15 protein-coding genes are annotated in these 10,095 nt (G+C 71.7%); 14 read left to right on the top strand and 1 reads right to left on the bottom strand.

The genetic code is table 11. The features are described from left to right. The first annotated feature begins 33 nt into the window (after positions 1-33). From clpS to AB3M34_RS17055, 12 genes are all read left to right on the top strand, one after another. A complete protein-coding gene (gene clpS, locus AB3M34_RS17110; RefSeq protein ID WP_370615752.1) occupies positions 34-330 on the top strand; it encodes an ATP-dependent Clp protease adapter ClpS in 297 nt (98 codons plus the stop codon). A 10-nt stretch (positions 331-340) separates the two neighbouring features. Then, complete coding sequence (locus tag AB3M34_RS17105) at positions 341-922, top strand: DUF2017 domain-containing protein (protein WP_370615751.1); 582 nt, start codon at positions 341-343, stop codon at positions 920-922. Positions 923-1,005: 83 nt separating this feature from the next. Then, entirely contained in the window at positions 1,006-2,160 is a 1,155-nt protein-coding gene (locus tag AB3M34_RS17100) for a sensor histidine kinase (RefSeq protein WP_370615749.1), read from the top strand. Next, on the top strand, positions 2,157-2,822 hold the full coding sequence (locus AB3M34_RS17095) for a response regulator (RefSeq protein ID WP_370615748.1): 666 nt from the start codon (positions 2,157-2,159) through the stop codon (positions 2,820-2,822). The genes AB3M34_RS17100 and AB3M34_RS17095 overlap by 4 nt, the downstream gene beginning before the upstream one ends. 24 nt (positions 2,823-2,846) lie before the next feature. Beyond that, complete coding sequence (locus AB3M34_RS17090) at positions 2,847-3,317, top strand: 2'-5' RNA ligase family protein (RefSeq protein WP_370615746.1); 471 nt, start codon at positions 2,847-2,849, stop codon at positions 3,315-3,317. A 154-nt stretch (positions 3,318-3,471) separates the two neighbouring features. Continuing rightward, positions 3,472-3,759, top strand: a complete 288-nt coding sequence (locus tag AB3M34_RS17085) for an SHOCT domain-containing protein (protein ID WP_370615745.1) — start codon at positions 3,472-3,474, stop codon at positions 3,757-3,759. After that, positions 3,756-4,709: an ABC transporter ATP-binding protein gene (locus AB3M34_RS17080; RefSeq protein ID WP_370615744.1), complete on the top strand. Its 954-nt coding sequence runs from the start codon at positions 3,756-3,758 to the stop codon at positions 4,707-4,709. Before AB3M34_RS17085 ends, AB3M34_RS17080 begins: the two co-directional genes overlap by 4 nt. Continuing rightward, positions 4,702-5,559 carry an ABC transporter permease gene (locus tag AB3M34_RS17075; RefSeq protein ID WP_370615743.1) on the top strand — a complete coding sequence of 286 codons (858 nt, stop codon included), beginning with the start codon at positions 4,702-4,704 and terminating at the stop codon, positions 5,557-5,559. The genes AB3M34_RS17080 and AB3M34_RS17075 overlap by 8 nt, the downstream gene beginning before the upstream one ends. Before the next feature lie 57 nt (positions 5,560-5,616). After that, positions 5,617-6,042, top strand: coding sequence for a Mov34/MPN/PAD-1 family protein (locus AB3M34_RS17070; protein ID WP_370615741.1), 426 nt, complete (start codon positions 5,617-5,619; stop codon positions 6,040-6,042). A gap of 72 nt (positions 6,043-6,114) precedes the next feature. Further along, entirely contained in the window at positions 6,115-6,393 is a 279-nt protein-coding gene (locus tag AB3M34_RS17065) for a MoaD/ThiS family protein (RefSeq protein ID WP_370615739.1), read from the top strand. Positions 6,394-6,406: 13 nt separating this feature from the next. After that, a complete protein-coding gene (locus AB3M34_RS17060; protein WP_370615738.1) occupies positions 6,407-7,354 on the top strand; it encodes a PLP-dependent cysteine synthase family protein in 948 nt (315 codons plus the stop codon). Between the two features lie 114 nt (positions 7,355-7,468). Beyond that, the gene (locus AB3M34_RS17055; RefSeq protein WP_370615737.1) at positions 7,469-7,864 is read left to right on the top strand and encodes a hypothetical protein; all 396 of its coding nucleotides are present in this window, start codon (positions 7,469-7,471) and stop codon (positions 7,862-7,864) included. Here the strand turns inward: AB3M34_RS17055 and AB3M34_RS17050 are convergent. Then, positions 7,852-8,355, bottom strand: a complete 504-nt coding sequence (locus AB3M34_RS17050; RefSeq protein WP_370615735.1) for a DinB family protein — start codon at positions 8,353-8,355, stop codon at positions 7,852-7,854. The genes AB3M34_RS17055 and AB3M34_RS17050 overlap by 13 nt on opposite strands. Before the next feature lie 109 nt (positions 8,356-8,464). Between AB3M34_RS17050 and murI the strand changes: the two genes are divergently transcribed. Both murI and AB3M34_RS17040 read left to right on the top strand, forming a co-directional pair. Further along, positions 8,465-9,268: a glutamate racemase gene (gene murI / locus AB3M34_RS17045; protein WP_370615734.1), complete on the top strand. Its 804-nt coding sequence runs from the start codon at positions 8,465-8,467 to the stop codon at positions 9,266-9,268. Continuing rightward, positions 9,265-10,029 (top strand): MBL fold metallo-hydrolase, encoded by a 765-nt coding sequence (locus AB3M34_RS17040; protein ID WP_370615732.1) that lies wholly within the window; start codon positions 9,265-9,267, stop codon positions 10,027-10,029. Before murI ends, AB3M34_RS17040 begins: the two co-directional genes overlap by 4 nt. Positions 10,030-10,095 lie beyond the last annotated feature (66 nt).

The raw sequence follows: 10,095 nt of genomic DNA, 5'->3' as shown, positions 1-10,095 counted from the left end.
GGAGCGGTTTGCACGTGCGCCACAATGGGGCGGGTGAGCAGCCCAGCCCCGATCGAGGTCGACCAGCCGGAGACCGACCAGGTCACCGAGCTGGACCGCCCCTGGGTGACGATCGTCTGGAACGATCCGGTCAACCTGATGTCGTACGTCGCCTACGTGTTCAAGTCCTACTTCGGCTACGCCGACGAGAAGGCGCACGAGCTGATGATGAAGGTGCACAACGACGGCAGGGCGGTCGTCTCGACCGGCCCCCGCGAGGAGATGGAGCGTCACGTGCAGGCGATGCACGAGTACGGCCTGTGGGCCACCCTGCAGAAGGCCGACGCATGAGGGCCGCGGCATGAAGGCGTTCGAGCGACGCAAGCGCGACCGCGTCCGTGCCGAGTTCGAGCCCGCCGAGGCGGCGCTGCTGACCAACCTGCTCGGCCAGGTCGTGGAGCTGTTGCGTGACCGCAACGGACCCGAGGAGTCGTCGCCGGATCCGCTGTTCGGGCAGCTGGGCACGACCGGGTCCTCCATCGCCCCCGAGGACCCGGTCCTGAAGCGCCTGCTCCCGGACGCGTACCGCGACGACGACGAGGCGGCCGCCGACTTCCGCCGCTTCACCGAGCGCAGCCTGTCCACGGTCAAGGTCGAGAACGCGCAGGCGGTCATCGCCTCGCTGGTGGCCGGCGGGTTCGACGTCGACGACCCGGAGCAGTCCGAGGCGACGGTGGAGGTCGAGCTGGGACAGCGCGCCGTGCAGGCGTGGCTGCGCTCCCTGACCGACGTCCGGCTCGCGCTCGCGGCAAGGCTCGGCATCGAGTCCGAGGAGGACGCCGAGTCGGCCGAGGCGAGCGACGACGAGGCCGTCTCCGTCGTGATCGACATCTACGAGTGGCTGGGCTTCGTGCAGGAGTCGCTCGTGCAGGCGCTGGACTGACCGACCGCCTACGCCCCCCGGCGTACGCGCAGCTCGTCCCGCCGGCCGATGACAACCCTGTCGGCGGCACCTAGCGTGGAGGCGTGACCAGCGACGCGAGCCTGCCGAGCCACCCCTGGCGACCGGCGCCTCTCGTGGTCCCGCTCGTGCTGCTGGTGGTGCAGGTCCTCGGCACCCGCGGCGCCGCACAGAACCAGCCGGATGCGCGAGCGCTGGACGCGGCGGCGTACGCCCTTCTGGTCGCCGGCCCGCTCGCGCTGCTGCTCGTCACCCGGTACCCGCGGGTGGTTCTCGTGCTCGTCACCGTCGTCACGTCGATCTATCTGCTCGCCGACTACCCGCCCGGCCCGGTGTTCGCGTCGTTCGCCGTCGCGGTCGTCGTCGTGATCGCTCGGGGCCACCGCGGGTGGGCGTGGAGCGTGCTCGTCGCGGCGTACGCGGTGGCGCTGGTCGCGTGGTCCGCGGTCCACGGCAACGGGTGGTCCTGGGCGTGGGCGACGGGCGTCCTCGCCTGGCTCCTCGTGCTGGCCGGGGTCGGCGAGCTGATCGCCCTACGGCGCTCCCGGGCCCGTGCCGCGCGGGAGGCGTCGGCCCAGGCCAGGGCACGCGCCGAGGGAGAGGAGCGGCTCCGTGTCGCGCGCGACCTGCACGACGTCGTCGCCCACCACATCTCGCTGATCAACGTGCAGGCTCAGGTCGCCCTCCACCTGGGGGACCGCAGACCGGAGCAGGCAGCGATCGCGCTGGCGACCATCCGCGACGCCAGCTCCGAGGCCCTCGCTGAGCTCCGTGACCTGATCGGCGTGCTCCGCGACGACACCGGCGTGGCGCCGCGTGCTCCGGTCTCGCGGCTCGCCACGCTCGACGAGCTCGTCCGGCGAGCAGAGGTCGCGGGCCTCGACCTGTCCGTCCGCACCACCGGGCCGCCGCGGACGCTGGCGGCGCCGGTCGAGCTCGCGGCGTACCGGATCGTGCAGGAGGCCGTCACCAACGTCGTACGCCACTCCGGCGCGGAGCACGCCAGCGTCGACGTGTCGTACGGGTCCGACGCGCTCGAGATCGCGGTGGACGACGACGGCCACGGGTCGGCCCTCGCGGAAGGCAGCGGCCTGCGGGGGATGCGGGAGCGCGCCGAGGCGCTGGGTGGCACGCTGGGCGTGACGTCGACCCCGACCGGTGGTGTGGCGGTCCGCGCCCACCTGCCGTACGCCGTCCCCGAGCCTGGAGGTGCCACGTGATCCGTGTGCTGCTCGCCGACGACCAGGCGCTCCTGCGGGCCGGGTTCCGAGCGCTGATCGAGGCCGAGGACGACCTGGAGGTCGTGGGAGAGGCTTCGACGGGCGACGAGGCTGTCGCGCTCGTGCGCACGCTGCATCCGGACGTGGTCCTCATGGACATCCGGATGCCCGAGCTCGACGGGCTCGCAGCGACGCGCAGCATCACGGAGGATCCGGCCCTCGCCGAGACGCGCGTGGTGATCCTGACGACCTTCGAGCTCGACGAGTACGTGTTCGAGGCCGTACGCATCGGTGCGAGCGGGTTCCTCGTGAAGGACACCGCGCCGGCCGACCTGCTTGCGGGCATCCGGGCCGTCGCGGCCGGCGACGCGCTGCTGTCGCCGAGCGTGACGCGCCGCCTGATCGGGGAGTTCGCGAGCCGGAGCCGCCCTGCCACGGCACCCGCCCTGATGGATCCGCTCACCGAGCGCGAGCGGGAGGTCGTCGCACTCGTCGGCGAGGGGCTGAGCAACGACGAGATCGCCGCGCGGCTCGTGGTCAGCGTCGCCACCGCGAAGACGCACGTCAGCCGGGCGATGCTCAAGCTGGGGGCGCGCGACCGCGCACAGCTCGTCGTCATGGCGTACGAGAGCGGGCTGGTGCGGCCGGGCTGGTCGGGCTGAGGCGGTCGCGTGAGGTGCTGCGTCGTGACGTTCGTGGAGGACCTCGCCGTGCCGGAGGCCTTCGGGCGCGACGCGTGGCCCCTGCACCTGACGTGGGTCCCGCCGTTCGAGGCCGAGGAGGAGGCCGCCCTCGAGGCGGTCTCTCGCGTGGCCCACGGCCGTACGGCGCTGGTGTCCGAGGTGGTCGGCGAGGCCTGGTTCGGGTCTCGCCACGACGTCCGGGTCGGCGAGCTCGCGCGCACGGCGGGGGTCGACACCCTGCACCGCGACCTGCTCGCCGCGCTGTCCGAGAGCGGGGTGGACGTCGCCCGGATGCGTCACGTCCGCGACGAGTTCCGTCCGCACGTGTCGGCCCAGCGCGGACGTTCCCTCGCCGTCGGCGCGACGGTGCGCCTCGACGCCGTCACGCTCGTCGACATGCGGCCCGACGGTGACCCGCGGCGTCGCCGTGTCGTCCGCACGTGGCCGCTCGACCCGGCCGTACGTCGCGGCTGACGCGAGTGACCTGGGCGTACGCCCGGTGGCGTACGCCACGCACCGTCTCGTACCTCCGTTGCAGCACTGCAGGAGCCCTCTCCAGCCCGACGCCCCAGGGGAGTCCGCGACGGCACTCTCGAAGCGAGACAACCGACTCGTGAAGGAGAGACCCATGATCAGCACGTCAACAGCCGCGGCGACCTCGGCCACCGTCCTCGCCCATCCCGGCTCCGACGGTCCCGGATGGTGGATCGTGTTCCCGATCTTCTGGCTGGCGTTCTTCGTGTTCGTCGTCGTCATGGCCTTGCGGTTCGGGCCGTGGCGCCGTCGCTGGCACGACCCGCGCAGCGGCGGCGAGTCGCGGCTCGCCGAGCGCTACGCGGCGGGGGAGATCGACGCCGACGAGTACCGGAGCCGACTCGCGGTCCTGCGCGAGGCGCGCCCCGGGGACCGGCGATGACCTCGGCGGCGGTCGCGGACCGGGCCGTCGTCGAGGTCCGCGGGCTCACCAAGGCGTACCGGCGCCGTGGCAGCCCGCCGCTCGTTGCCGTCGACCGCGTCGACCTCACGGTCCGGCGCGGCGAGGTGTACGGGTTCCTCGGACCGAACGGCGCCGGCAAGACGACCACGCTGCGGATGCTCCTCGGGCTCGTCCGCCCGACCGGCGGGACCGCGTCCGTGCTGGGGAACGCTCCGGGTAGTCGCGCGGCGCTCGAGGCGACCGGCGCGATGATCGAGGGTCCGGCCTTCCTGCCGTACCTGTCGGGCACCGCCAACCTCCGCGTCGTCGCCCGCTACGCCGGCGTCGACGCCTCGCGGGTGGCGCCGGCGTTGGAGTCGGTCGGGCTCGCCGAGCGCGGCGACGACCGTTACGCGTCGTACTCGCTCGGGATGAAGCAGCGGCTCGGGGTTGCGGCGGCGCTGCTCAAGGACCCGGTGCTGGTGGTCCTGGACGAGCCGACCAACGGCCTCGACCCGGCTGGGATGCGGGAGATGCGCACCCTCGTCCGCGGGCTCGCCGGACGCGGTCACACCGTCGTCCTGTCGAGCCACCTCCTGGGCGAGGTCCAGGAGATCTGCGACCGGGTCGCCGTGATCGACCACGGCCGGGTGGTCCTCGAGAGCTCGGTCGAGGAGATGCGGGGCGGGTCGGAGCTCGTGGTCCGTGCGACGCCGTCCGACGTCGCCCGTGACACCGTCGCAGCGCTGCGCGGCGTCGAGGACGTACGGCTTCGCGACGGCGTGCTGGCCGTCCGCGTGCCGGAGGCGCAGACGGCCGACGTCACCAGTGCCCTCGTCGGCGCGGGGGTTGCCGTCACCGAGGTACGGCGGTCCGAGCGCCAGCTGGAGGACGTGTTCCTCGAGCTCACCGGCGGGCCCGCAACCGGAGGCGGTGATCGCGATGCGTGACCTCGTCGACGTGGTGCGCGCCGAGCTCGCCGCCCTCGTCCGCCGCCCCGGTGCGTGGGCGCTGCTCGCGACGGCGGTGGTGCTCAGCATGACGTTCGCGTACCTCATCCCGTACATCTCCTATCGGAGCGGACAGTCCCCGGCGGAGGGTGCCGACGCGGTGTCGCCGGAGCAGCTCCTCGCCAGCACCCTTCCTGACCAGCTCGTCCCGAACACCCTCGACGGGTTCCCGGTCTTCGCGGGGGCGCTGGCCCTCGTCCTCGGAGCGCTCGTCGCGGGGAGCCAGTACGGGTTCGGCACGCTGAAGACGCTCCTCGTCCAACGCCCCGGTCGCCTGACGGTCGCCGCGGGACAGACGGTCGCGCTCGTGCTGTCCGTCGGGATCGGAGTCCTCGTGCTGTTCGGCGTCGGGGCGATCGCGTCGACGGCCATCGCGTTGGGGGCGGGGCGGACGGTCGCGTTCCCCGCGCCAGCGCACCTGCTCCCCGGCATGGCTGGGGGCTGGCTGGTGCTGACGATGTGGGCCACGATCGGCGCCTGCCTCGCGACCGTGCTCCGCAGCGTCGCACTGCCGATCGGCCTCGGCGTGGTGTGGGTCCTGGGCGTCGAGAACCTCGTGGCCGCGGTCGCCTCGAGCGTGCTCACGGGCATGGAGCCCGTACGCGACCTCCTGCCGGGAGCGAGTGCGGGATCGTTGGTCGCCGCCCTCGGTCCCGAGCAGGTCGGACCGGCCGCACCGGGAGTCACCGACGCGCTCAGCGGAGGGCGTGCGCTGGTCACCGTGGCGGCGTACGTCGTGGTGGCCGTCGGCGTCGGCTGGTGGAGGACCCGGCGTCGCGACGTCGTCTGAGGTCCCGCATGGCGGACACCGGCTGTTCGCCATGCGAGACCACGTACCCTGTGAGGCGTGCTGACCATCGACCAGGCGACCTACGACGCGATCGTCGCGCACGCCCGCAGGGACCACCCTGACGAGGCCTGCGGCGTCGTCGCCGGTGCCGTCGGCTCCGACCTGCCGACGCGGTTCATCCCGATGGTCAACGCCGCGATGTCGCCGACGTTCTACGAGTTCGACTCGACCGACCTGCTCCGTCTCTACCAGGAGATGGACGACAACGACGAGGTGCCGGTGGTGGTCTACCACTCGCACACCGCCACCGAGGCGTACCCGTCGCGCACCGACATCAACCTCGCCGGCGAGCCCGAGGCGCACTACGTCCTGGTCTCGACCCGTGACGGTGCTCACGAGTCCGGGCCGGTCGACTTCCGGTCGTACCGGATCGTCGACGGCGAGGTGACCGAGGAAGAAGTCACGGTTGTCGAGCGTTACTAGGCTCGAGAGTGACGACCACGCACTCCTGGGCGGTTCCGTCCAGGTCACGAAGAACGAGGAAGCTGACGTCTGATGGCCATCGAGGTCCGTGTCCCCACCATCCTCCGCACCTACACGAGCGGCGAGAAGAACGTCTCCGCCGCCGGTGAGTCGGTCAGCGCGCTGATCGAGGACCTGGAGGTCAACCACGCCGGCATCAAGGACCGGCTGGTCGACGGCGGCCAGCCGCGCCGCTTCGTGAACATCTACGTCAACGACGAGGACATCCGCTTCTCCGGCGGCCTCGAGACGCCGCTGTCCGACGGCGACGTCGTCGTGATCCTGCCTGCCGTCGCAGGCGGGGCGCGCTGAGCGTCTGCTCTCGATGCGCTACGCGAACCTGATCGACTCGGTCGGCAACACCCCGCTCGTGGGCCTGCCGAGGCTGTCGCCGAGCCCCGACGTGCGCCTGTGGGCGAAGCTCGAGGACCGCAACCCCACCGGGTCGATCAAGGACCGTGCAGCGCTCGCGATGATCGAGCGCGCCGAGCACGAGGGTGTGCTGCGCCCAGGGTGCACCATCCTCGAGCCCACCTCCGGCAACACCGGCATCTCCCTCGCGATGGTCGCCAAGCTGCGCGGTTACCGGATCGTGTGCGTGATGCCGGAGAACACGTCCGAGGAACGCCGCCAGCTCCTGCGCATGTGGGGCGCCGAGATCGTGTCGTCCCCGGCCGCCGGCGGATCGAACGAGGCCGTACGCGTCGCCAAGCGGATCGCCGAGGAGCACCCGGACTGGGTGATGCTCTACCAGTACGGCAACCAGGCCAACGCCGAGGCGCACTTCCGCGGCACGGGTCCCGAGATCCTCGCCGACCTGCCGGAGGTCACCCACTTCGTCGGCGGCCTCGGCACGACCGGCACCTTGATGGGCGTCGGGCGGTTCTTCCGCGGGGCCAAGCCCGACGTGCGGATCGTCGCGGCCGAGCCCCGGTACGGCGAGCTCGTGTACGGCCTGCGCAACCTCGACGAGGGCTTCGTCCCGGAGCTGTACGACCCCCAGTACATCGACGCCCGCTTCTCCGTCGGCCCCCGCGACGCCGTACGCCGGGTCCGTGAGCTGCTGGAGTCCGAGGGGATCTTCGCGGGCATCTCGACCGGAGCGATCCTCCACGCGGCGCTCGCGCAGGCGGCGAAGGCCGTCAAGGCGGGCGAGGCCGCCGACATCGCGTTCGTGATCGCCGACGGCGGCTGGAAGTACCTCTCGACCGGCGCGTACGAGGGCACGATCGACGACGCCGAGGAGCGGCTCGAGGGCCAGCTCTGGGCGTGACGCCCGTTCGCGCACGCACCGTCTGCGCCGTGCGGTGCCTCCCGCCCTCTCACTCTTCGTGGGGGCCACGAGGAGTGCGCGGTGACGGAAGCCGTGCGCGCCTAGAATCCGGCCGTGGCGACTTTCCGTGCGGTGACGCGGCCCATCCTGCCGAGCGCCGACCTCGAGGAGACGGCGCGCTTCTACGCTTTGCTCGGGTTCGACGAGCGAGGGCGCTGGCCCGGCGAGTACCTCATCGTCGCCGACTCGCACGGCATCGAGCTGCACTTCTGGTGCAAGCCTGACGTCTCCCGATGGACGAACGACGTCGCGTGCTGGATCGGGCTGCCGACCCCGGCCGACGTCCACGCGTTGTACGAGTCGTGGGCTGCGACAGACCTCCCGGCGCCTGCGGATCTCCGCCCTCCACGACAGGCGGGCCACCTGCTCGAGCTCGACCTCATCGATCTTCACGGCAACCTGCTCCGGGTCGGGACGCCGACGCAGCCGCGCACGGGTCAGGTCGGGTAGCCCTCGAACGGGCCGGTCGCCCCGTCGATCAGCTCGCGGAGGATGTCTGCGTGGCCGGCGTGGCGGGCGTACTCCTCGACCATGTGGATCAGCACCCACCGCATCGTGACGGTCGGGCCGTACCAGGCGGTGCCCGTGTCGAGCACGTCGAGCTCGTCGATCACCGCATCGGCGGCGGCACGGGCCATCGCGAAGTACGCGAGGACCCCCTCCGTCGTCTCCCAGGGCTCGATCCGCCAGTCGGAGTCCCAGTCGTCCTCGGTGTACGGGACCTCCAGCGACTCGCGTCCGAACGTCCCGCAGAACCAGGTGTACTCGACGGACGCCACGTGCTTGACCATGCCGAGCAGCGTGGTGCCGGACGGCACCATCGGGCGCCGGAGGTCCTCGTCGGAGAGCCCGTCGATCTTCCACAGGAGGGCGTCGCGGTGCCGGTCGAGAGCCACGTAGAGGCTCTCCTTCTCGTCGCCGGTGAACGGAACACGTCTCATCGGGACACCGTGGCACGAACCCCGGGCAGACGTCACGTGACGCGACTCGCGCTGTGGCTTGGACCGCATTGTGTTTCGTGCGTGTGAATCGCCCACTAGGCTCGCTCGGGTGAACGACGCGCCCATCGGCATCTTCGACTCCGGCTTCGGCGGCATGACCGTCGCCCGTGCCGTGATCGACCAGCTGCCGAACGAGGCCGTCTCCTATCTGGGCGACACCGCCCGGCAGCCGTACGGCCCGCAGCCGATCGCAGACGTCCGTGAGTTCGCGCTCGAGTGCCTCGACCACCTCGTCACCCAGGGCGTGAAGGCGCTCGTGATCGCCTGCAACTCCGCCAGCGCCGCGGTCCTGCGCGACGCACGCGAGCGGTACGACGTCCCGGTGGTCGAGGTGATCGTGCCAGCGACGCGTCGAGCCGTCGCCGCGACCCGCAACGGTCACGTGGGCGTGATCTGCACGCAGGCGACGAAGACGTCGATGGCCTACGACGACGCGTTCGCCGCCAACCCGTCGGTTCACGTGACTGTCCAGGCGTGCCCGCGGTTCGTCGAGTTCGTCGAGGCCGGGATCACCGCCGGTCCGGAGCTCATCGGTGCTGCCCACGAGTACCTCGCCCCGCTCCAGGAGGCAGGCGTCGACACGCTCGTCCTCGGGTGCACCCACTACCCGCTGCTCACCGGCGTCATCTCGTACGTGATGGGCGACGACGTCACGCTGGTCTCCAGCGCGGACGAGACCGCGAAGGACGTGTACGCGCTGCTCGTGCGCGACGGCCTCGAGCGCACCGCAACGACTCCGCCGGAGCACCGTTTCCTGACGACCGGTCAGCCGGACGAGTTCCGGACCCTCGGCCGCCGGTTCCTCGGCCCGGAGATCGAGCGTGTGGACCAGTTCGCGTGGGTGGGCGTATGAGGCTGACGATCATCGGCTGCGCCGGTTCGTACCCCGGCCCGGAGTCCGCTGCCAGCTGCTATCTCGTCGAGGCTCCGTACGAGGGGCGCACCTACCGGCTCGTCGTCGACCTCGGCAACGGCGCGCTCGGGCCGCTGCAGCGCTACGTGGGGCTCGACGAGATCGACGCGATCGCCGTCTCGCACCTTCACCCCGACCACTACATGGACGTCTGCGGGCTCTACGTCTACCGCCGCTACGTGACGGGCGGCCCGCTGCCGCGGATCCCCACCTGGGGCCCGACGGGCAGTGCCGACCGGTTCGCGATGGCGTACGACCTCCCGCTCGACCCCGGCATGTCCGAGGTCCTCGACGTCGCGACGTGGGAGGACGGCGTCCCGGTCGAGTTGGGTCCCTTCACGGTGACTCCTCGGCGGATGGACCATCCGGTGGAGGCGTACGCGCTGCGGGTCGAGGTCGACGGCAAGGTCCTCGTGTACTCCGGTGACACCGGCCCGACACCGGCACTGGTGGAGGCTGCGCGCGACGCCGACCTCTTCCTGTGCGAGGCCTCGTTCACCGAGAACCCGCTCAACCCGCCGCACCTGCACATGACGGGCACGGACGCGGGCGAGGCGGCCACCGCGGCACACGTCGGGCGACTCCTCCTCACCCACATCCCCGCCTGGACCGATCGCGACCTCGTCGCCGCCGAGGCGAAGGCGGCGTTCGCAGGGCCGAGCGAGCTCGTCGAGCCAGGCGGGGCGTACGAGGTGGGCTGAGCCTGGATCTCGTGGCGGACCCACACATGGGCTCGACGCGAGCGCCGGGGAAACGCTCGGTGGCGT

Origin of the sequence: Mumia sp. Pv4-285 (assembly GCF_041320275.1) — a bacterium.
Taxonomy (GTDB): Bacteria; Actinomycetota; Actinomycetes; order Propionibacteriales; family Nocardioidaceae; genus Mumia; species Mumia qirimensis.
Note: the sequence above shows the minus strand (reverse complement) of the source record. Positions and strands in the feature narration are given on the sequence as shown.

Excerpts from the sequence above, each read along its gene's own strand:
- AB3M34_RS17040 (WP_370615732.1), top strand. The coding sequence starts at position 9,265 with ATGAGGCTGACGATCATCGGCTGCGCCGGTTCGTACCCCGGCCCGGAG.
- AB3M34_RS17060 (WP_370615738.1), top strand. The coding sequence starts at position 6,407 with ATGCGCTACGCGAACCTGATCGACTCGGTCGGCAACACCCCGCTCGTG.
- AB3M34_RS17105 (WP_370615751.1), top strand. The coding sequence starts at position 341 with ATGAAGGCGTTCGAGCGACGCAAGCGCGACCGCGTCCGTGCCGAGTTC.
- AB3M34_RS17080 (WP_370615744.1), top strand. The coding sequence starts at position 3,756 with ATGACCTCGGCGGCGGTCGCGGACCGGGCCGTCGTCGAGGTCCGCGGG.
- AB3M34_RS17050 (WP_370615735.1), bottom strand. The coding sequence starts at position 8,355 with ATGAGACGTGTTCCGTTCACCGGCGACGAGAAGGAGAGCCTCTACGTG.
- AB3M34_RS17075 (WP_370615743.1), top strand. The coding sequence starts at position 4,702 with ATGCGTGACCTCGTCGACGTGGTGCGCGCCGAGCTCGCCGCCCTCGTC.
- AB3M34_RS17085 (WP_370615745.1), top strand. The coding sequence starts at position 3,472 with ATGATCAGCACGTCAACAGCCGCGGCGACCTCGGCCACCGTCCTCGCC.
- AB3M34_RS17065 (WP_370615739.1), top strand. The coding sequence starts at position 6,115 with ATGGCCATCGAGGTCCGTGTCCCCACCATCCTCCGCACCTACACGAGC.